Annotated in this window: 20 protein-coding genes and 1 other RNA gene; 7 read left to right on the forward strand and 14 right to left on the reverse strand. The window is 32.1% G+C overall.

Going from position 1 to position 21,240, the window contains the following annotated elements:
• Window positions 1-88: 88 nt before the first annotated feature.
• Both AC0GLY_RS03570 and AC0GLY_RS03575 read right to left on the reverse strand, forming a co-directional pair.
• A complete protein-coding gene (locus AC0GLY_RS03570; RefSeq protein WP_496612155.1) occupies window positions 89-964 on the reverse strand; it encodes a DegV family protein in 876 nt (291 codons plus the stop codon).
• A gap of 15 nt (window positions 965-979) precedes the next feature.
• Complete coding sequence (locus AC0GLY_RS03575) at window positions 980-1,399, reverse strand: MarR family winged helix-turn-helix transcriptional regulator (protein ID WP_496612156.1); 420 nt, start codon at window positions 1,397-1,399, stop codon at window positions 980-982.
• 128 nt (window positions 1,400-1,527) lie between these two features.
• Between AC0GLY_RS03575 and AC0GLY_RS03580 the strand changes: the two genes are divergently transcribed.
• Window positions 1,528-3,237: an Rqc2 family fibronectin-binding protein gene (locus AC0GLY_RS03580; RefSeq protein ID WP_496612157.1), complete on the forward strand. Its 1,710-nt coding sequence runs from the start codon at window positions 1,528-1,530 to the stop codon at window positions 3,235-3,237.
• 30 nt (window positions 3,238-3,267) lie between these two features.
• On the opposite strand, the gene AC0GLY_RS03585 is transcribed toward AC0GLY_RS03580, so the two are convergent.
• From AC0GLY_RS03585 to AC0GLY_RS03610, 6 genes are read right to left on the reverse strand one after another with little or no spacing between them, the layout of a single operon-like run.
• Entirely contained in the window at window positions 3,268-5,796 is a 2,529-nt protein-coding gene (locus tag AC0GLY_RS03585; protein WP_496612158.1) for a carbamoyl phosphate synthase preATP-grasp domain-containing protein, read from the reverse strand.
• Entirely contained in the window at window positions 5,789-6,874 is a 1,086-nt protein-coding gene (locus AC0GLY_RS03590) for a carbamoyl phosphate synthase small subunit (protein ID WP_496612159.1), read from the reverse strand. Before AC0GLY_RS03590 ends, AC0GLY_RS03585 begins: the two co-directional genes overlap by 8 nt.
• A gap of 31 nt (window positions 6,875-6,905) precedes the next feature.
• Entirely contained in the window at window positions 6,906-7,439 is a 534-nt protein-coding gene (gene pyrR / locus AC0GLY_RS03595) for a bifunctional pyr operon transcriptional regulator/uracil phosphoribosyltransferase PyrR (protein WP_496612160.1), read from the reverse strand.
• A 5-nt stretch (window positions 7,440-7,444) separates the two neighbouring features.
• Window positions 7,445-8,365 carry an RluA family pseudouridine synthase gene (locus AC0GLY_RS03600; RefSeq protein ID WP_496612161.1) on the reverse strand — a complete coding sequence of 307 codons (921 nt, stop codon included), beginning with the start codon at window positions 8,363-8,365 and terminating at the stop codon, window positions 7,445-7,447.
• 4 nt (window positions 8,366-8,369) lie between these two features.
• Entirely contained in the window at window positions 8,370-8,825 is a 456-nt protein-coding gene (gene lspA / locus AC0GLY_RS03605) for a signal peptidase II (RefSeq protein ID WP_496612162.1), read from the reverse strand.
• Entirely contained in the window at window positions 8,822-9,220 is a 399-nt protein-coding gene (locus AC0GLY_RS03610; RefSeq protein ID WP_496612163.1) for an EbsA family protein, read from the reverse strand. The genes lspA and AC0GLY_RS03610 overlap by 4 nt, the downstream gene beginning before the upstream one ends.
• 31 nt (window positions 9,221-9,251) lie before the next feature.
• Here AC0GLY_RS03610 and AC0GLY_RS03615 point away from each other — a divergent pair, with 31 nt between their 5' ends.
• On the forward strand, window positions 9,252-9,656 hold the full coding sequence (locus tag AC0GLY_RS03615; protein ID WP_496612164.1) for a ribonuclease HI family protein: 405 nt from the start codon (window positions 9,252-9,254) through the stop codon (window positions 9,654-9,656).
• Here the strand turns inward: AC0GLY_RS03615 and AC0GLY_RS03620 are convergent.
• From AC0GLY_RS03620 to AC0GLY_RS03640, 5 genes are all read right to left on the reverse strand, one after another.
• A complete protein-coding gene (locus AC0GLY_RS03620; protein ID WP_496612165.1) occupies window positions 9,649-10,758 on the reverse strand; it encodes an NAD(P)/FAD-dependent oxidoreductase in 1,110 nt (369 codons plus the stop codon). The two genes, AC0GLY_RS03615 and AC0GLY_RS03620, sit on opposite strands and share 8 nt — an antisense overlap.
• A gap of 36 nt (window positions 10,759-10,794) precedes the next feature.
• Window positions 10,795-11,925 carry a THUMP domain-containing class I SAM-dependent RNA methyltransferase gene (locus AC0GLY_RS03625; RefSeq protein WP_496612166.1) on the reverse strand — a complete coding sequence of 377 codons (1,131 nt, stop codon included), beginning with the start codon at window positions 11,923-11,925 and terminating at the stop codon, window positions 10,795-10,797.
• Between the two features lie 65 nt (window positions 11,926-11,990).
• Window positions 11,991-12,373, reverse strand: an RNA gene (gene rnpB, locus AC0GLY_RS03630) — RNase P RNA component class B.
• Between the two features lie 15 nt (window positions 12,374-12,388).
• Window positions 12,389-12,778 (reverse strand): cell division regulator GpsB, encoded by a 390-nt coding sequence (gene gpsB / locus AC0GLY_RS03635; protein WP_496612167.1) that lies wholly within the window; start codon window positions 12,776-12,778, stop codon window positions 12,389-12,391.
• A gap of 48 nt (window positions 12,779-12,826) precedes the next feature.
• On the reverse strand, window positions 12,827-13,396 hold the full coding sequence (locus tag AC0GLY_RS03640; protein ID WP_496612168.1) for an SLOG family protein: 570 nt from the start codon (window positions 13,394-13,396) through the stop codon (window positions 12,827-12,829).
• A gap of 125 nt (window positions 13,397-13,521) precedes the next feature.
• Between AC0GLY_RS03640 and recU the strand changes: the two genes are divergently transcribed.
• Window positions 13,522-14,124, forward strand: coding sequence for a Holliday junction resolvase RecU (gene recU / locus AC0GLY_RS03645; protein WP_496612169.1), 603 nt, complete (start codon window positions 13,522-13,524; stop codon window positions 14,122-14,124).
• Window positions 14,125-14,135: 11 nt separating this feature from the next.
• Window positions 14,136-16,466, forward strand: a complete 2,331-nt coding sequence (locus tag AC0GLY_RS03650; protein WP_496612170.1) for a PBP1A family penicillin-binding protein — start codon at window positions 14,136-14,138, stop codon at window positions 16,464-16,466.
• Window positions 16,467-16,505: 39 nt separating this feature from the next.
• Here the strand turns inward: AC0GLY_RS03650 and AC0GLY_RS03655 are convergent, their stop codons facing one another.
• Window positions 16,506-17,408, reverse strand: coding sequence for a prenyltransferase (locus AC0GLY_RS03655; RefSeq protein ID WP_496612244.1), 903 nt, complete (start codon window positions 17,406-17,408; stop codon window positions 16,506-16,508).
• Between the two features lie 145 nt (window positions 17,409-17,553).
• On the opposite strand from AC0GLY_RS03655, the gene AC0GLY_RS03660 reads away from it, so the two are divergent.
• From AC0GLY_RS03660 to cydB, 3 genes are read left to right on the forward strand one after another with little or no spacing between them, the layout of a single operon-like run.
• Window positions 17,554-18,729, forward strand: a complete 1,176-nt coding sequence (locus AC0GLY_RS03660; RefSeq protein ID WP_496612171.1) for an NAD(P)/FAD-dependent oxidoreductase — start codon at window positions 17,554-17,556, stop codon at window positions 18,727-18,729.
• A 25-nt stretch (window positions 18,730-18,754) separates the two neighbouring features.
• Window positions 18,755-20,194 carry a cytochrome ubiquinol oxidase subunit I gene (locus tag AC0GLY_RS03665; protein ID WP_496612172.1) on the forward strand — a complete coding sequence of 480 codons (1,440 nt, stop codon included), beginning with the start codon at window positions 18,755-18,757 and terminating at the stop codon, window positions 20,192-20,194.
• Window positions 20,191-21,225, forward strand: coding sequence for a cytochrome d ubiquinol oxidase subunit II (gene cydB, locus AC0GLY_RS03670; protein WP_496612173.1), 1,035 nt, complete (start codon window positions 20,191-20,193; stop codon window positions 21,223-21,225). Before AC0GLY_RS03665 ends, cydB begins: the two co-directional genes overlap by 4 nt.
• Window positions 21,226-21,240: the final 15 nt, after the last annotated feature.

Here is a 21,240-nt window from a genome sequence, read left to right on the forward strand (position 1 = left end):
TATTATGTAAACTAGAAAAAGGAAAGTGATTTTATTGTTATCTTTCCCTATTTAAAAAAGCATTTGGTAAATTATTACCAAATGCTTTTTATTTAATTGCATCAAAATCAATCTCTTTTTCCCATCCAAGCGCTAATGCTTTTTCACCTAAGTGAACTCCAATTGATGGGCCAAAATAGCCTTGTTCAATTTTAATGTTTGGAAGTTGTTCATGAATACTTTTTACCCAAGCATCGCCAGCCTTACGGTCATTAGCATCAATCACAAAAAATTTAACTTGATAATCAATACTTTTAATTTCATCCGTAACAATTGATTCAACGCGTCTTAATGCACGTTTCATTGTTCTAACTTTGTCAAAAGCGATGATTTCATCAGTTTGATTATCAAATGTTAAGATCGGTTTAATATTTAATAATCCACCAATAAAAGCCGATGCATTTGAGAGACGACCACCTTTAACTAAATTATCAATATCATCAACTACGATTAGTTCATTAATGGTACTACGCTGAATTTTAAGTTTTTCAATAATTTCATCAGGATTAGTGCCAATTTTTGCTAATGCGGCAGCATATTTTACCAAATCACCCATCAGGGCTACCGTAATTTCTGAATCAAAAGGAATTACACGAATGTTGTCTAACATTTCAGCAACGTTAGTAACTTGATTAAATAATCCTGAAATGGTTGAAGCTAAATGAATACTGATGACAGTATCATAACCTTCATTTGCTAATTGATTATATAATTCGATTAATTCACCAATTGGTGGTTGTGAAGTTGTTGGAAGTTTTTTGGAATTACTTAATTTGCGATAAAATTCAGCATTATCGATATCAATGCCTTCTCGATAACTTTCATTGCCAAACACAACAGAAATTGGAATGACATGAATATTATACTTTTTAATGTCTTCATTTGACAAATAAGCCGAACTATCAGTTAAAACCGCTGTTTTCACTTACTAATCACCCTTTTACTTATTAATTTTTTTCATACTATTACCTAAACGGTTTAATAGAATTTTGAGCATGTTTTTTTCTTCTTCTGACCACTGCTCAAAGATTCGATTTTTTAATTTAGTATAGCTAATTTGAATTTTTTTAAGTGCCATATTACCTAAATCAGAAATGTCGTATACTAATTGACGTTTATCTTTTCCGATAGCTTTTTTGTGGACCATCTTCTTTTCAACTAAGCGCTTTAATTGTCTTGATAAAGTTGATGTATCTAAATCCATTTCTTTAGAAAGCGTTTCTTGTTTATCATATCCCTCAGAAATTGATAAAAGTAATTGCCACTCAGAAATGGTTAAGTTATTACTTTTGGTTAAAGATTGTAATTGCTGCTGCTGCAATTTACTAACTTCACGCAAAGCAGTAAGACTATTTTTCATAATTTAAAACCTCCGTTGCCTAATTATAGCATTAATTGTGCTATACAAGATTATGTAAATACAATTTACTACAAGAATTTACTTATGTAGTTTATACTATAAGTATCAATAGAAAACGAGGTACCAATATGTCATTTGATGGATCATTTACTCACTCTATGACTAAAGAATTAAAAAGTGAGTTGCAGAATGGCCGAATTACAAAGGTTAACGAACCTTATTTAAATGAAATTATTTTAACAGTTAGATCTAACTCAAAAAATTATCAATTACTTTTATCAGCTAATCCAACCTACGCACGAGTTCAGGCAACAAAAGTTCCATTTGTTAATCCTCAAGTTCCTAGTAACTTTGTTATGACACTTAGAAAATATATCCAAGGAAGTTTTATAAAAAAAGTTCATCAAATTAATAATGATCGAATTATTCACTTTCACTTTAATTCGCGTAATGAATTAGGCGATACTGAAGAGCTAGTAATTGTTGTTGAAATTATGGCTCGTCATAGTAATATTATTTTGGTTAAAGCTAAAAATAGTATTATCATCGATGCTATAAAAAGGATTGGATCTGATAAAAGCCGTTTTCGAACTCTCTTACCGGGATCAAAATACATTAATCCCCCTATTCAAAATAGTGTTGATCCCTTTACAATTACTGATTTTAGCAAAATTGAAGCATTAGAGAAAGATTTTCCAAATGTCGAAGTTCTTTCTGATGAATTAAGAAAGGCAGTCCAGGGTTTAGGTAAAGATACTTCTTTAGCTTTAGCAACTGCTTTACATGAGCCTGGTCTAGATACAGAAACAAAATTCAAAACTTTTTTTGCTAACTTTAATGATACAAATGCCACAATTGCAAGTGATAATAATGAAAAGCTAGTTTTTTCTGTCTTTCCGTTTAGTACTGAAAAAACATTAAAACAATTTGATACACTAAGTGAAATGCTTGATGAGTATTTTCAAGTTAAGGTTAAACGAGAACGGGTTCGAGAACAAGGTGCTCAATTAATTCAGATAACTAAGAATGAATTAAAAAAGAATCGTAATAAATTGCATAAGTTAGAGCGTTCTCTACATGATAATGAGCATTCGGACGATTATCGGATTAAAGGTGAAATTTTGATGACTTATCTTCATGAGGTTAAGCCAGGTGATACTTTAGTTGAATTAGCTAATTTTTATGATAATAATCAACCAATTAAGATTAATTTAAAACCAGCTCTTTCACCTGCTGCTAATGCTCAGTGGTATTTTAAACAATATCAAAAAAAGAAAAATTCAATTAAATTTTTAAATGACCAAATTGCAAAAACGACTGAAGAAATTAATTATTTTGAAAATATTGAAGCACAAATCCAAATTGCTAACCCTGAGGATTTAAGTGATATTAAAACAGAACTTAAAGCCGGAGGCTATATTCGTGATCATTCTAAATCAAAGAAAAAGGCACGAATTAAAGTTAGTAAACCCGAAAGATTTGTTGCGTCTGATGGTACGATTATTTTAGTTGGGAAAAATAATTTACAAAATGATCAATTAACTTTAAAAACTGCTGATAAACGTGATATTTGGTTACATGCTCAAAAAATTCATGGTTCTCATGTAATTATTAAATCATTTAATCCTTCTGAACAAACGCTAATTGAAGCAGCTGAATTGGCTGCTTACTTCTCTAAGGCTCGAGAATCAGCTAATGTCCCGGTTGATTATGTAACGGTTAAACGAGTAAAAAAACCTAATGGTGCTAAACCTGGGTTGGTTCATTATACTGGCCAAAGAACAGTTTTTGTTACACCTTCTGAAAAAATTGTAGCAAAATTACGTAAAAATAAATAAAAAAATCTAGATTAATTAATCTAGATTTTTTTATTTATAAGATATTTGTGCCCCAATTTCTAGAGCTCGGTTTTTTTCTTCATTTGAAATTCCTAAAGCATTAAACGGAAAATTAATTTTCATAGTCATTGGCTTAACACTAGATTTAAAATCAAAAATTAATTTTTCAACTTTTTCATGACTAAAGTTACCAGTGTACATTTTCATTAGAATTGCAATCCAATTAATATTAGTTGCTAAGTTTAAGAAAATAGTCTCGGTAATTCTTAGTGGCGAAACACCAGACAAAATAGCTTGCCCTTTTTCATTTAAACTAAAAACAACTTGAATTAATCCAGTTAATTTTTGTTGCTTTATTTCAGACGTCGCCACATTTAATAATTTATCAAAATCTAAGTTTTGGTTTTGATATGGAATAAAATAATCAGTTTGCTGGTCAATGTTTTGGCTATGATTATCGGATTGGGAAGAAAAGCCTACAGTTGTAATGGGAGTTATTCTATTTTTTGAAACCAAAAAATCAATTGCAAATTCAGCCCTATTAGACTTCCAATTTCCTGTTTTTTGGTCAGGTGGTAAAATAATTACCTTTGTATCATTTAATTTACTTAACTCTCTAATTAGGTAATGTCGATTCCCTGGAACAAAAATATATTCTGGTTTTTCCAATTTAACAATATCTAAAATGTCCCCAAGTTGCACAGGTTCAATATACTGTTTATCACTAATTGAAGGAATTAAACTCACTGAATTAGGATTATTATTTAAAATAATAGTTTTTAAGCCTAGCTTATGCAAATGGATTAACATTTCTGCGGTATAAACATCTGCTGCTATATTTGGTCCTAAGTGATTACGACCCTTCCCAATTACTAAAGCGCTATGATTGCTTAGCTGTGTGGTATCATTTTCAAATTCGAAACTGCCATAGAATGAGTCAATCTTTTCTAAGAATTCACCACCAGTTGGTTCAATCATTTTATAAGTTTTATAAATATTATTTTTGGTTGCAATTCGATTAATTTTAGAATTAGTTGTGCGCCAATAATGACAAAACATTCCTGTTCCGAATCCAAACTTATTTCCTTTCAAAAGTACGTTAGGATCTAAAGGATTATTCTTAACCTCTTTAATTTCTTTTAAAATATTATTAATAATCACAAAGAAAAATTCATCAATTTTAGTTAGTTCAGATAAATCATTAATTGAATACCCCCGACTAACTGCTTCAAATAAAATTAAAATTTGGATATCCGTTGGGTGAATAAGTTGATTAATTAATTCATCTTCAGTTAAATCGCTATAACTAGGTAAGACATCCTTAGGGCTTGGCTGTGAACTTCTCAAAGCATTCATGAATGCTGATTCTACATTCCTGCCAATTCCAATTGAAGATCCTGTTGCTTTCGTTTGAGCACCTAGATTTTTATTAGCATTTGGTAAATAATCAAATGGCCAAACTGGCATTTTGACAGTTACATGGTCACTAACAGGCTGTAAGATTGAAGTTATTTTGTTAAATCTAGGTGGCAATTTTATATCAGTAAGCGATTGATTTAAGACAAGTGATGCTACCACTCTAGATAATGGATAGCCGGTTGCCTTTTCAGCAAGCGCTGTTTGTGCATTGAAGAATGGATTTACTTTAATTACAAAGCATTCATTATTGTTTGAATTTAAAGCAAATTGAATATGACAAACGCCTTTAATTCCTAAACAGTCCATAATTCTAAATGAAATTGCTCTAAGTATATGTAATTGAGAATCATTTAAAGTTTGTGCAGGTACAAAAACAACCGAATCAGTTGAATTAAGGCCAACTGGATTCATGTCCTCCAATGATGAAATTATCATTTTGGTACTATCAACATCACGAATTGCAACAATTCCAATTTCTTTGTAGCCACCAACTTCTCGTTCTAATGATACCTTATGGTCATTAGATTGCTGAAATAAATCATAAATATCATTATTTAACTGTTCAATATTTTGAAAAATATGTCTTCTTCCATATTTTGAAGCTTTAATTGCTTTAGCAGCAATTGGAAAGACCATGTCATCAATTGTGTTTCTTAATTCATCAAAGTTTGAAACAACATTTGTTTTCAAAATAGGAATATCGTTCTCTAATAGTCGATTTGCTAGTTGTGAATTGCGAGCCATTTTTTCAGCATTATTTTTAATTCCACCAAATAAATTAATATTGTCAGAATTTAGTCCAATAATTTTAACGTTATGATCATGAAGGATTCCCCGCTTATTTAATCTTTTTATAATTCTTAAGGCATCTTTTTGGCCATAAATTGGAGTAATTGCATCAATTTGTTGAGATTTAATGATTTTCTCAACATTATCTAAAGTAATTTTTTTAATAAATAAGTTTTGCTTAGGAATTTCAGAAAGCATAATTGAATATGGGTTATCATCAATTAAAAGTGTTTGAATTCCAAGCTTAGACCAAACTAGCATTGCTTGAAAAGCTGCAGCATCTTGTTCCCCTTCATGTCCAATGTTTGAAGATCCGCCTCCAATTACTAGGATTTTTTTAATATTATTCATTAATTAATCTCCTATGTGCGATAATGCTTTCAACAAATTCATCAAAAATGTCAAGACTATCATCTAAATTATTAATTCCTTCTGGAAAGAATTGGACCGAAAAAGTTGGGTAATCACGACTTCTAATTCCTTGAATGGTTCCATTAATTAAGTCAATGTATGTAACAATTAGTTTTGATGAATCAATTGTTTGGGATTCAACTGCATAATCCTGAGCTTGATTAGGGTATACAATCTCATTAGTAATGATTTTACGAACCGGATGGCTACTTCCATGAGTCCCAAATTTCATACGCGTAACTTTAGCGCCATTAGCAATGGCAATTAATTCATGTCCTAGACCAATTCCTAATAAGGGGACTTCCTTTTGCATGTCTTTAATATTTTCAACTACAATTGGATCAATTTCGTCTGGTGATCCTGGTCCAGATGAAATCACAACCCCACCTGGATCAAAATTTTTGATATCAGTAAAGTTAAAGTTCCAAGGAACTACAATGATATTACAGTTTAACTTTGATAGCTGACGAATAATACTTTCTCTTAATCCCAAATCGACTACCACAATCGTTATACCAACTCCAGGAACTAAATACGGTTTAGGAGTGGCAACTGACTGTATTTGCTGATTACTTAAAACAGCTGCTTGTAGCTGATCAAAAGCATGCTCATCATTATTATTGACGATACTTGCTTTTTTAATCTGGTGTTTTCGCACATGTTTTTGAATTTGACGCGTGTCAATGTTGCAAATTCCTGGAATATGTCTTTCCTTTAAAAATGAATCTAATGAAATATTTTTTAGTCGAGAAAAGGAAACATTTTCCGCCTCATTTACTACAATTCCCTTTGCAGATGTCATAATTGATTCATAATTTTTAGGATTGATACCAATGTTTCCAATGGATGGTTGAACGAAACTTATAATCTTATTATGGTATGAAGGATCAGTTATTGATTCTTGGTAATTATTTAAATTGGTATTTACAACTAATTCACCGGTGGTGTTAGAAAGATCCCCAAATGCTTCACCAGCAAAAGAAGTTCCATCATCGAGAATTAGATATCTTTTTTCCAATATAATCACCACCTTTTAAATCTTAATTAAATTAATATTTTGTAATTTCTACGCCATCTCGATCATCAATTTCAGTAACTAGTACCTTAATTTTCTCGTCCTTAGAACTTGGTAAATTTTTTCCAACAAAATCAGCTCGAATTGGAATTTCTCGATGTCCTCTATCAACTAACACAGCTAAACTAATTCTTTTAGGTCGACCAATTTCGTTGATTGCTCCTAGGGCAGCCCGAACTGTTCTACCAGTAAAAAGAACGTCATCAACTAAAACAACGTTTTTATTATCAATGTTAACTACGTTTTCAGCAACTTGTTCGTTTGAAGTAATTGTTTCTTTATTGTCATCACGATATTTTGTAATGTTTAATTCAATAACTGGGATATCTGTATTTTCTAACTTTTTTAATCGATTAGCAATTCGTTCTGCTAGAAAAACTCCTCTAGTTTTAATTCCAATTAAAACTAAATTCTCAACCCCTTTATTTTTTTCAATAATTTCATACGTAATTCGGTTTAAGGCCCGTTGCATGGCCATCCCGTTTAAAACAACTTTTTCATTTTGCATAATTATTAAACCTCTTTTGTTTGGTATTGATTTTTTAAATTACTAAGTGTTTTTTCAAATATTTTAGGCAATGGAGCTTTAAAATCCATTTCTTTTCCAGTGACGGGATGTTTAAATCCTAATTCAGCAGCATGAAGAAATTGACCGTTTCCTTTAATGGTTTTCCTAGGACCGTAAAGCGGATCACCAACAACGGGATGATTAATGTATTTCATATGAACCCTGATTTGATGGGTTCGACCCGTTTCAAGTTGGCACTCCACTAATGTATAGTCAGTGCCGAAGCGCTCTAAAACTTTAAAATGAGTAATGGCATTCCTTCCGTTAGTAACGACGGCCTGTTTTTTACGATCTTTTGGAGACCTACCAAGTGGTGCATTAATTGTACCAGAGTTTTCTTTAAAAGCCCCATGTACTAAGGCTAAATATTTTCGACGACTAGTCTTTTCCTTTAGTTGTTGAGATAACGATTTTAATGCTGCTTCTGATTTTGCTACCATTAATAATCCAGAAGTATCTTTATCAATCCGATGAACAATTCCAGGACGTAAAGTACCATTGATGTCAGGCAAATTAGTATGATAAAGTAGTGCATTTACTAAGGTATGGTTAGGATGTCCAGGAGCGGGATGAACAACCATTCCTTGAGGCTTGTTAATTACAATTACGTCATTATCTTCATATACAATTTCAATTTTAAGATTTTCTGGATTTAAATCTAATTTTTTTGGCTCAGGTATTTCAACTGTGACTACATCATCTTTTTTTACTTTGTATTTTGCTTTAATTGAATCACCGTTAACTTTAACTAATTCCAATTTAATCAATTCATTTGCATGTGAACGACTAAGCTCTGTAAATTCATCAGCAATTGCTTTATCTATTCTAGGACCGTCAATATTTACCTGATACTTTAATTTTTTCAATTACTTACTCCTCTTTTAACAATGAAAATAGTAAAATGATGACTCCAAACGTTAGACACATATCTGCAATATTGAATACTGGAAAATTAATAAAGTCGATTTTAAACATGTCAGTTACAAACCCAAATTTAATTCTATCAATCAAATTTCCAATGGTTCCAGTTAACATTAATGTAATTCCTAATGAGATTAAACAATTAGATTTAAATTTATATAATAAGTAAATAAAAATTAAAATAGCTAAAAAGGCAATTAATACAAAGAAAATAGAATTACCTTGCATAAAACTCCAAGCTGCTCCTGTATTTTGTAAATAAGTAAGTGAAAAAATTTGAGGTATGACAGTTACTTCTTCACCTAGTTTGATATTTAATCTTGTTTGAAACTTAACAATTTGATCTAAAATTAATAAACTAATAGTAATGATTAATAATAAAAAATGGTATTTTTTTAATTTCAATTTTTATCCTCTGAGTTAGCAAGAATTTCTGATAATTCAATTGCTGAATTTGACGGCACTATAAACTTATATACTTTCCCATTAATTTTAAAAGAAATTGAATTTCTTTTTGAAACAACATCTGAAATTTTTTGGTTGGCAAATGTTTTCCCAAGCGGATGGAGAACACTACAAATTTTAATTTCATGGTTGTTAATAAGTATTTTGCGATAATAAATTTGAATCCAAGTTAAAAAAATAAAGAATAAAAAAATAATCAAAGTGGTTGACTGAAATGTTGTTATTTCAAGCCATACGATAATTCCAATTAACATTACAATTAAAGTCCAACTCCAACAAATACAACTAGTTGAAAGTTGTGGCTGATATAAAAATTTTCGCTTTTGAGTTATCATAAAAACATCCCTTCAAAAATGGAGAATACAAATGTATTATAAACTATATTCTGATGCAGCAAAACATCCTGATTCTAATGATGTAGGAATTGGGGTTTTATTAGTAAATAATCAGCACCAAGTACAGGAAAAATTCAATTTAATTGCAAAAGATAATCATGAAGCAGAATTTAAAGCTTGTATTGAGGCACTAGAATTTTTCAAGAAAAATGTAACTTATGAAAATTTCCAACAATCAGTACTAATGTATTTTACAGACAGTAAGATTTTAGCTGATAGCCTAGTCAAAGGCTATGCCAAACATTATCAAGAATATGTAGATCAAATTCTTAAAATCGAATCCGAATGTAACTTGGTTTTTAATAACTGGATTCCTGATAATGAAAACCATGGTGCACATAATTTAGCAATTCAAGCATTACATGACATTAATTAATGTAATTTGAAATTGGTTTTTGATATTCATCCAGACTCATTTTTGGGTGTTTGATTAAATCAACTAGTAATTTAGCAACCATGGGACCAGTAGTTAAGCCAGAAGATCCTAATCCAGTTCCAATTAATAACGAATTGCATCCAGGAACATAGCCAAACAATGGACTAAAGTCATTTGTATAGGCTCTAGTCCCTACTTTAGTGAGAATAATGTCGTTAACTGAAATATTACCAATTAAGTTATTAGCAGTCGTAACGAGTGCTTGATCAACTGCTTTCTCAGATTTTATATCAAATCCTTGTTCGTTGTCATGAGTTGCACCAATGATTAACTTACCATTATTTAAAGGTATGAAATCATATTCTGACTCCGGCATCATAACTGGCATTGGTTTATTAACATTTTTTTCAGGAATTTGAACTTCAATTAACTGTCCCTTTTGAGGATGTAATTGTAAATTGATGTTTAAATCAGCTAGAATTTGCTTTGACCAAGCTCCAGTAGCTAAAATGATTTTATCAAATTTAAACGTTTTTTCGTTAAAATAAATTTGGTTTTCTGTAACTAATCTTACGTGTCCCTTGTATATGCTTAAATTATGGTTCTCTGCAATTTTTAAAAGGTGTTCACAATATAATTTGCCATCAATCCGACTACCTCCAGGAACAAATATACCGTCATGTGGGGAATGTTTAATAATTGGAACTAATTCTTTAATTTCAGATTTTGAGACATAACGAACTTCTCCCATTTGAGGTGAAGTTTTTTTTCGTTCCAAGGCAATTTGGTATAAATCGGTTAACTGTTCGTGATTTTTACGTGTGATAATGGTGCCATCGTTAGCGTAAGTATTGGTGTCCATATTAGTATTTTGTGCAATTTCAGCAACTAATTTAGCACCTAAAGAGGCTAAATGATACCATTTTTTATTTCGTCGTTTAGATAACCATGGCGAAATAATTCCAGCAGCAGCTTTGGTTGCTTGACCAATCCCCTCATCAAACAAAGAAACTTCGAAGTTTTTATAATTATTTTGGCTTAGATAGTAAGCTGCAGTTGATCCAACAATTCCTCCACCAACTATTGCTATTTTTTGTACCATACTATAGTAGTCACCTCTATTAGATTTTGCTTAAGATTATTTTTTTTCAGCCCAATATTGGAAATAGTCCGTTCGAATTCGACCATTATATAATTTACGACGTTTTGTAGCCTTTTTGCCATAGAATTTTTCAAAGTTTAAATCGCTAGTTAAATAATATTTTGACCAAGTTGTCATAGGAATAAATACTTTTCCTAAATCTCTATATAATTTTTCAGCTTCTTCTAAGTCCCCTAGTCTTTGCCCATAAGGTGGATTAGTGATTACAACACCATCTTGCTTATTAGTTTTAAAATCTTGAACAGCTAATTGCTTAAATTGAATGTCATGAAGTAATCCAATTTCCTGAGCATTTACTTTAGCATAATTAATCATTTCTCCATTCACATCACTTGCAGAAATATCAAATTCAGAATCATAATCAGCTTGGGCATCAGCTTCTTCTTTTACTTTTCGAATGGTTTCCTTTGGAACCCAATCCCATTGATCAAAAGCAAATTCACGTTGTATACCTGGAGCAATATTTCTAGCAATCATGGCAGCTTCGATGGGGATTGTACCTGATCCACACATTGGATCAAGAAAGGGCATTGTTTTAGGATGCCAATTTGATAGTAAAATTAAAGCTGCTGCCATATTTTCCTTAAGTGGAGCTTCACCTTTAGCGACTCGATAGCCACGTTTGAATAAACTAGGACCGGTTGTATCAAGTAAATCATAAACAATATTTTTGTTAACTCTTACTTCTAAAGGATATAAGCCACCAGTTTCTGGCAAACGAGTTCGACGATGGTAAAAACTACCTAGTTTAGTTGCAATCGCTTTTTTTGTAATTGCTTGAATATCAGGAACGCTATGTAAGTCTGACTTTTGTGAACGTCCCTCAACAGGAAATTTGCCATCCATTGGGATTAAGCTTTCCCATGGAAGAGCTTTAGTTTTTTCAAATAGTTGATCAAAAGTTTTTGCTTCGAATGACCCGACAATAATTTTGACCCGATCAGCAGTTCTTAACCAAATGTTAGTTTTGATGATATCTTCAATGGTTCCGTCAAAAAGTACCATTCCATTTTGAACCTCAATTTCATATCCAAGATTTCGAAGTTCATTTGCTGTTAAAGATTCAATTCCAGCTGCACAAGTTACCATTAATTTAAATTTTTTCATTAATTTACCTTTCTGATTATATAAAAAAAGAGTGGGAAACCCCACTCTTCCTGATTGGTACATGCTCCTGTAAGCCATGTTTTGTGCTCAACTGAATTATCAGGAAAAACAATTGAGTAGTAATCATCTATCTCAGAAATCAAAAAGATTTCTGCCCTACACTTAGTTCATTTTCCGTGTGTAAAGCTCCCCTACCAAAGTTTGGGTTTCCCGCTCGTGGGGTTTACTGCGTTCCAGTAATTCAATTTCTTGAATTAATCGTCTCTATAGCACCTTAGGAAGTACTAAAACATATACCGAAGTACTTAGTTTTTTCCTTCGCCGTAATTGTTAAAAAACAATCCCCCGGCTTATTTTTTCACCGAGCACGAACACTACAGGCATCACAGCCTGTGCGAGAGTGGACTTTCCTCAGCCAACATGTAGCTGGCCGCGATTACTCAGAGCATGTACCAATTTATAACTAACTATTTGAATTTTCACCAAAAACTTTACGTTCAAGATTTGATAGACGTTTAAGAATATCCATATTTGAAACAGAGTTTTCTGTTTTTTCTTGAACGGGTTGTTGACGAGTTACCCTTGAATCTAAACTTGGATTTGATTCGCTGCTTGCTTGAGGAACAGCAACAATTTGATTTTCAAGTTCGACAATTTTAGCCTTTAGTCGACGATTTTCTAAGCTTAATTGATCAATTTGTTGATCTTTTTCAGAAATATCTTTTTGAAAATTTTCATAATCTTTAATAACATCATCAAGGAATGAGTCAACATCAGTTGGATCATAACCTCGCATCTTTTGTTTAAATTCTTTTTGTAAGATTTCTTTTGGTGTGAACTTAATATTTTCCATTTTAATGCACCCCTTTTTCTTAACTTTAATATTATACCACAAAAAAAGTTAAATGTCATAATCTGATTTAAGTTCTTCGTCCATCTCATTAGCAGTAGTTTGTAAATCATCCAACTCAATTAATTGAATTGGATAGGAATGGTTTGCTTGATAAAACAAGGCAGCATTATAATCAAACATTGTCTTACCTTCTTGTTCCAAGTCGTATAAAAATAAGGCTTTATCAGTATGTTTCAACATAAAACTTTGGTAGTTTTTTAATTGTTGCGGAGATTCATAGTTTTTTTGACTAGTTGTTGCAGAAAAGTCAGCTGTACTAATTAATTGCTGTAATCGAAGTTGGTTATTTTCATTCCACTTTTCTCCAAAATGTTTAAATGGGGTCATAATAGCAATTTGAAATTGATTAGGATATCTTTTTTTTAAGTCATGAGCAATTTCAATTACCCATTGTTCAGTTCCTAATTGTCCCCCTGTAATAATCCAATCGCATCCATTTTCAATAAGATTGATCATCTCATTTTTTATGGTTCGCTTAATAACTTGGAGCTTTTTGTCATTTTCCCCAAAAACCCCAAGTTCATAATTTCGATATCCAGTTATCCAAACTCTGCTCATCTTACCTCCTATTAAATATTTAAATTTTCAATAACTTTCTGATATTGATATAATTGTATTACATTTATCATTTGTAATGAATTATACTTGCTTTATTACTTTAAACTTGTAAAAGGAGTTATTTTTTGACAATTAAGTACCCTAATGGAAATAGAAACTTAGCTTCAGTTAACCGTAATAAGATTAACAATGTAAACTACGGCGATCGTGGAATGACACTAGAACAGGAAATTAATGATAGTAATCAGTACTATCTGATGAAAGATCTTGCAGTGATTCATAAAAAACCCACTCCAATTCAAATTGTCAAAGTTGATTATCCCAAACGAAGTGCTGCTGTAATTAGAGAAGCTTACTTCAAACAAGCTTCTACAACTGATTATAATGGGATTTTTAAGGGTAAATATATTGATTTTGATGCCAAGGAAACTATGAATAAAACTTCATTCCCGCTTAGTAATTTTCATGAACATCAAATTATCCATATGGAAAAATGTGTTGCTCAAGGTGGAATTTGTTTTACAATAGTTAAGTTCGTAAAATCTCGTGAAATTTATGTTTTAAATAGTGATAAGTTGTTTATTTTTTGGAATCGAATGAAATCAGGCGGCCGAAAATCGATTGCTAAACAAGAGTTTGAAAAATTCGGTTACAAAATTAGCTATCAAATTAATCCAGTACTTCCATATCTTAAAGCCGTACAAAAAATCATTGATATTTTAAATTAAAGGAGAAAAATATGAGTTCAGATGAAATATATTCTCGAATTAAAAAGAATAAGCGACATATGGGACCTGTGGGTCATATTCTTTTATGGATTGTTTTCTTCCTATTTGTTTTATTCTTATTAGGATGTGGCATGTTCACTTACTATGCAGCGACTGCCCCTCACATTTCATACAGTACCTTATCCAGTGATAATTCAACTACAATCTACGATAAAAATGGAAAAGTAATTTCTCGCTTAGGAATGCAAAATAGAGACTATGTAAAGTCTCAAGATATTCCGGAAAATTTAAAAAATGCGATTATTTCAGTTGAAGATCGTCACTTTTATACTGATAAGGGAATTGATCCAATTCGAATTGTTGAAGCAGCTGTTAGCAATATTTTTGGGGGCGGAGGATTACAAGGTGGAAGTACTTTAACCCAACAATTAGTAAAACTATCAGTTTTTTCCACTAAGTCTTCTGATCAAACAATTAAACGAAAAGCACAAGAAGCATGGTTGGCTATTCAAGTTGATCGAAATTATAGTAAGCAACAAATTTTAGAATTTTATATTAATAAAGTTTATATGGGAAACAACTCTTATGGGATGCAAACGGCATCCGAGGTAATGTTTGATAAGCCTTTAAGTGAACTTGATTTATCTCAAACTGCTTTACTAGCTGGATTACCTCAAGCTCCAGTTTCTTATAATCCCGTTAATAACCCAGAATATGCTAAGGCACGACGTAATCAGGTGCTAGATGCTATGGTTAAAAATAAAGCAATTTCAAAGTCTCAGGCTGAAGCTGCGAAAAAAGAAAACATTGAAAAAGGAATTGATAAAAAACGGGCTAAAAGTAATCCTACTCAAGCCAATGAAAAGTATGCCGATGGCTATATTAGCCAAGTAATACAGGAAATGCAACAAAAGGGTTATAAATTAGATGCTGGTAATAAAATTTATACAAATCTTGACATGGATATGCAAAAGCATATGTATAAGCTAGCAAATGATAGTAATGAAGGCCTTGGATTTCCTGATAATGATTTTCAAATTGGTGCTACTGTGGTTGACCCTAATAATGGTAAAGTGGTTGCAATGCTTGGCGGGCGAAAACAAAATACATTGTTCGGTTTGAATCGTGCTGTTCAAACAGCTAGATCAAGTGGATCAACTATTAAGCCATTGATGGATTATGGTCCAGCCGTTGAATATCTTCACTATCCTACTTATCAGACGGTTAAAGATACACCGTACACTTATCCAGGGACTAACATTAAAGTTAATAACTTTGATAATAAGTATGAAGGATCTATGACAATGCAAAAAGCATTGGTAGAATCTCGAAATGTCCCAGCTGTTCGGACACTTGAGGCAGTTGGAATTGATCGAGCTACTGAATTTTTGAGTGGATTAGGAATGAAGTTTGATAAACCACTTACCCTTCAAAATGGTTTAGGAGCTTATGTTTCGACTGAACAGGAAGCTGCCGCTTTTTCTGCCTTTTCAAATGGAGGAACTTATTATCAACCTTATATGATTGATAAAGTTGTTACACCAACTGGCGACAGTGAAACTTTTGATACAAAGAGTAATCAAGCTATGTCTGCTGCCACTGCATTCATTATGACTCAGATGCTCAAGGGGGTTATTAATGATAGTAATGGTAGTGCAACAAGCGCCCGTATTTCTGGTTTAAATCAAGCAGGTAAATCTGGTCAAACTCAATACCCTTCTGAATGGCTAAGTAAAGTTCCAAATAATTCAGATATGGATGCATGGTTTACTGGATATACAAAGCACTATTCTATGTCAATTTGGACGGGATATGATCAGCCATTTCAGGATGGGCATCAAATTACCGGTAATCAATATACAATTGCTCAAAAGTATTATAAAGCGGTTATGTCCACGGCTTCTGAGGGATTACCTAATACTAATTGGTCAAAGCCTAAGGATGTTGTAAAAACTTTTAAAGATAATCATGATCAATATTATTTGGCTGGGCATGGTGAAAATCAAACTGTTAAGCCAGCTTCATCATCTTCAGGCACACAAAATCAACAGGTTAATAATAATCAATCAGTTACTAACAATAATCAAAGCCATAATAATTCACAAAATAATGGAAATAATTCCAATAATGGTAAACCCAATAACGGAACCAGTGCCCCTACAGAACAAAATCCTAATAACAACAATCAATCAAATAATGAGCAACAAAACAATAATTCGTCAGCTGCTACTTCTTCAAATAGCAATGATAATAACAATCAAAGTCAGAACCATGCACAGCCCGAAAATACAACAGAAAATAAGCCCGCTACTGTTTCAAATAATACTAATAGCGGTCAATAAAAAAGGAGTCGCATTAATGCGACTCCTTTTTTGATCATACTATTTGAAAATTAAATAAATAAATAGTCCAAGTAATGAACTAGCTAATAAAGCAACATCATTTTTAATGGTTAAAATAAATGTCTCTTTCTTGACTTGAACTGCAAAAAACATTTTTGTATTTTTTATAATTATTGGAATTGTTAAAAATACAATCAACATTTCAATGGGTAAGTAATGTAAAATAATTGCAATTAATAATAAAAGATATCCAAGCACATAGTAACCAGCATAAACTTTTAACGCTCCACTTTTACCAACATAACTAACAAAAGTATGGCGATTTATTTTAAGATCAGCCTCATAATCGCAAGTATTATTAGCTAACATAATATTAGCAATGGCACAAATTGCAATTCCAGAAACAAAAATTAATTTCCAAGCCAAGCTCCAAGAATAATCTAACATTGGAATATTAACTAAGACACAAGCTAAAGTAATGATATAACCCATTGTGAGCCCAGAGCAAAGTTCTCCGAATGGACCATTTTCAATTGGATGCTTTCCCCCGGTATATAAATAACCAATTAGGGTACTAAACAATCCTAATAATAAAATTATAAAATTAGTTAAATAAACCAGATAAAGTGCTAAAAGTCCCCCTATAAAAATCATTCCATAACATAACAACTTAAATTTTCTCAAATCATGTTTATGTCCAATCTTAGCAAAAACCTCATCTTGATTTTGTTCTACAGCAAAATTTTTTGCATTGTCATAATCTTTAATACTATCCCGAAGATTAACAATCATTTGCATTAAACAACAAATTAGTAAAAAGATAATAGTATTTAAGATATTAATGGAATTGAAATAATACAGTGTAAATGAAATTCCCAAAACAAATGGTAAAATCGTAGCAATTAAACTGTTGAATCTCACCATTTTCAAAATTTTTTGCATTCCTTGCAATTTTATTCCCCCTTCTTTAATATTCTTATTTTACTACAATAAGGATGGGTATATTATTATATTTGTAGTACAATTAAAGATGTAGTAATTAAATAAAGTGACAAATTGTCACTTAAGAATTAGGAGGCGAATGTGTATGACTGATGTACTTGTATTAGGTGCTGGTTATGCTGGTATGCGTGCATGTAAGGTCTTGGCTAAAAGTAAGTTAGATTTAAACGTTACTTTAGTTAATAAAAATTCATACCATTATGACGCAACTGCTTTACACACAGTTGCCGCAGGGACTAATGTTCCAGAAAATATCGAAATGGATATTCGAGATGCTGTGAGTGACAAAATTAAATTTGTTCAAGATACAGTTGTTAATATCAATAGAGAAAAAAATGAGGTTGAATTAGAAAAAAATGGTTCACTTCATTTTGACTATCTATTTAATGCTCTAGGTTTTGAATCAGAAACTTTTGGAACTCCAGGGGCAGATGATATTGCTTTAAAAATTAGTGATGTTGATAATGCGCTCGCAGACTATCATACCATCTTAGCTGCTTTGGAAAAATATCAAGAAACTAAAGATAAATCATTGTTATCGATTGCTGTAGTTGGTGGGGGTTTTACTAGTATTGAATTACTTGGAGAATTAGCTCATCAAGTTCCTAAGTGGGCTAAAAAGTATGGGTTTAATAAAGACGAGATGAAGATTACCTGTATTGCACCTGGATTTTTGCCAATGTTTGCTAAAAAATATGCAGAATATGCCCAAAAATATCTTGAAAATAAAGGAATTACTTTCATTATAGGAAGTACAGTTACTGAAGTGAAAAAAGATGGGGTTATTTACGGTGATAAACAAACTTTTCTACCCGCTAACATTACTTTTTGGACTGCTGGTGTACGGGGAAATCAAATTATATCTAAGGCTGGATACGATCAACATCGTGATCGAGTAGCAGTTAATGATGATATGAGCTTAGCTGATTTTCCTAACGAATATATTATTGGAGATGTTTCTGCGGTTAAGGATCCAGAAAGTGGTCGAATGTACCCTACTACTGGACAAATTGCAATTGTTGAAGCTACCAATGCAGTTAAGAATTTAGAAGCTAAGTTACAAAATAAGCAACCAGTTAAGTTTGTTTATAATTCTTTAGGAACTGTTTGTTCTCTTGGTCCTTATTCTGGAATTGCTGAGATTAACTTATTAGGAATTCACCTTAAGCTAAAGGGAATAATCGTACCACCTTTAAAACATGCAATTTTTAAACGTTCAGCTTTTGAATTATCTGGTCTTAAGGCTGCTCTTCAAAGCTAATTGTTAATTAAGGAGAATGTAGATAATGTTAAATATAGGACTTAGTGTTTTGCCACTAGCTCGTTTTCAATTTGCAATGACGACTATCTTTCACTTTTTCTTTGTGCCAATGTCAATTGGACTTGCGTTAGTTGTTGCAATTATGGAAACATTATATGTGATTAAAAAAGATCCTATGTATAAAACGATGACTAAGTTTTGGGGGAGAATTTTCCTACTTAGTTTCGCTGTTGGGGTCGTTACTGGTTTAATTCAAGAATTTCAATTTGGAATGAACTGGTCTGAATATTCAAGATTTATGGGAGATATTTTTGGAGCTCCCCTTGCAATTGAAGCTTTACTAGCTTTCTTCATGGAATCTACTTTTATTGGGGTTTGGATGTTTACGTGGGATAAATTAAAACCTGCTTGGCATGCATTGATGATTTGGTTAGTATTTCTCGGATCATCAATTTCAGCCCTTTGGATTTTAGCTGCTAATAGTTTTATGCAACATCCAGTTGGGTACAAAATTAACGCTGCAACTGGACATGTACAAATGACTAGTTTTTCAGCATTACTTAAGAATCAACAACTATGGTATGAATTTCCTCATGTCATTTTTGGAGCATTTATTACGGGTGCCTTCATTGTTGCTGGGATGTCAGCAATTATGCTATTTAGAAATAAGTCACCTAAGTTCTTTAGAAAATCAATGAGAATTGGTTTAATTATTGGACTATTCGCTTGTATCGGAAGTTTCGTCTCAGGTGATATGCAGACCCAATATTTAATTAAAGAACAACCAATGAAATTTGCTGCAACTGAAGGTATTTACAAAAATACTGAAAGTCCTGCACCCTGGACGGTTTTCCAAATTACTAATGAAAAAGATCATAAGGGTGAGTTTAAAATTGAAGTTCCTTATATGTTAAGTATTCTTTCTTACCATAAACTTTCTGGTTCTGTGACCGGAATGGATCAAACTAATAAAGACCTTCACAAAGAATATAATAAAAAATTTGGGAAAGATATGAACTATAATTTGCCTGTTAATACCCTATTCTTTGCCTTTAGAATTATGGGTGCCGGATTTGGTGTATTAGCTGGATTATCAATCTTAGGCCTCTGGTTCTCAAGAAAGAAAAAAGATACAATTTTAAAACAAAAATGGTTGACTCTTCTTCTTGGAATTGCAACTTTTGGTCCGTTTATTATTAACTCTTGTGGATGGTTAGTTACTGAACTTGGTCGTGATCCTTGGGTTGTTTATGGATTACTTCCAATTGCAGCTGCGGTATCCCCTTCAACTTCTGCAATGTCAGTATTATTTACTAATATTGTTTACTTCTTACTATTTACCACTCTAGGATTCTTCATGATTATGTATGCAAAACACTTTTTATTTGAAGGTCCTGAAGGTTTAGGTGATAAAACTAACTATGATCTTGAAGATCCATTTTCTAAGGGGGCATTTGAAAAATGAGTTTCTTACAATTATTATGGTATGCCGTAATTGGTTTACTTTTCATACTCTTCTTAGTACTTGATGGTGCTGATTTTGGAGTTGGAATGGCTACAAGGTTTTTGGCCTCTAACTATACTGAACGAAAATTATTACTTAGAACCATTGGACCGCACTGGGATGGTAACGAAGTTTTCCTAGTTACTGCTGGTGGTGCAATGTTTGCTTCCTTACCTGGGTGGTATGCTAGTTTATTTTCAGGATTCTATTTACTTTTATTCTTCGTACTGGTTGCTTTAATTTTTAGAGGAGTTTCCTTCGAGTTTTCAGATGCAGCTTTAACTGAAAAGGGAAAGCATGGATGGTTATGGGTTAATTTTATCTCGTGTTTATTCATTCCGTTTTTATTAGGAATGTTATTTACTGATATGATTCAACCTCTCCCAATTGATGCGAGTGGAAACATCTTCGTAAGTTTTTATAATGTTGTTAACCCTCTTTCAATTCTTGGTGGTCTATGTGTCACAGCAGTTTCACTTTACCAAGGATTAAATTACATTGCTCTTCGTACTGAAGGCTTGATTCGTTATCATGCTTCTCGGTTAGCTGATAATCTATATTGGATTGCTTACCCAGTTGAAGTATTGATTGTAATTGCACTTTATTTCCAAACTGATTTTTATGAACGCCATCTTGTCGCAACTTTAGTTTTCTTAGTATTAATTGTTGCAGTGACAGTTTGGGGACAAATTGCATGTGCAACTGATAAGGAGATTCAAGCTATTATTGCTAGTTCATCATTATTTGCGTTAATCGTAATGTTAATCTTTACTGGATTATTCCCTTACGTTTTAATTGCTAATAATCCTGCTCATAGTTTATTGATTAAAGAAGTTTCATCTTCGCCATATACTTTAGTGATAATGACCATTGTTTTAGTAATTCTTTTGCCAATTATGCTTGCTTACTTTATTTGGAGTTATGTATCACAATGGCATCGAATTTCACTTCAAGAGTTTAAAAAAGATTTGGAAAATGGTGAAGGATATTAATTAAGATTGGAGAAC

It is taken from the genome of Fructilactobacillus sp. YLN 2507 (genome assembly GCF_059614085.1).

Coding starts and splice junctions, on each gene's coding strand:
- AC0GLY_RS03665 (WP_496612172.1), top strand. CDS start 18,755: ATGTTAAATATAGGACTTAGTGTTTTGCCACTAGCTCGTTTTCAATTT.
- AC0GLY_RS03585 (WP_496612158.1), bottom strand. CDS start 5,796: ATGAATAATATTAAAAAAATCCTAGTAATTGGAGGCGGATCTTCAAAC.
- AC0GLY_RS03640 (WP_496612168.1), bottom strand. CDS start 13,396: ATGAGCAGAGTTTGGATAACTGGATATCGAAATTATGAACTTGGGGTT.
- AC0GLY_RS03615 (WP_496612164.1), top strand. CDS start 9,252: ATGTATTATAAACTATATTCTGATGCAGCAAAACATCCTGATTCTAAT.
- AC0GLY_RS03625 (WP_496612166.1), bottom strand. CDS start 11,925: ATGAAAAAATTTAAATTAATGGTAACTTGTGCAGCTGGAATTGAATCT.
- pyrR (WP_496612160.1), bottom strand. CDS start 7,439: ATGCAAAATGAAAAAGTTGTTTTAAACGGGATGGCCATGCAACGGGCC.
- AC0GLY_RS03580 (WP_496612157.1), top strand. CDS start 1,528: ATGTCATTTGATGGATCATTTACTCACTCTATGACTAAAGAATTAAAA.
- AC0GLY_RS03650 (WP_496612170.1), top strand. CDS start 14,136: ATGAGTTCAGATGAAATATATTCTCGAATTAAAAAGAATAAGCGACAT.
- AC0GLY_RS03620 (WP_496612165.1), bottom strand. CDS start 10,758: ATGGTACAAAAAATAGCAATAGTTGGTGGAGGAATTGTTGGATCAACT.
- AC0GLY_RS03660 (WP_496612171.1), top strand. CDS start 17,554: ATGACTGATGTACTTGTATTAGGTGCTGGTTATGCTGGTATGCGTGCA.
- AC0GLY_RS03610 (WP_496612163.1), bottom strand. CDS start 9,220: ATGATAACTCAAAAGCGAAAATTTTTATATCAGCCACAACTTTCAACT.
- AC0GLY_RS03575 (WP_496612156.1), bottom strand. CDS start 1,399: ATGAAAAATAGTCTTACTGCTTTGCGTGAAGTTAGTAAATTGCAGCAG.
- AC0GLY_RS03655 (WP_496612244.1), bottom strand. CDS start 17,408: ATGCAAAAAATTTTGAAAATGGTGAGATTCAACAGTTTAATTGCTACG.
- gpsB (WP_496612167.1), bottom strand. CDS start 12,778: ATGGAAAATATTAAGTTCACACCAAAAGAAATCTTACAAAAAGAATTT.
- cydB (WP_496612173.1), top strand. CDS start 20,191: ATGAGTTTCTTACAATTATTATGGTATGCCGTAATTGGTTTACTTTTC.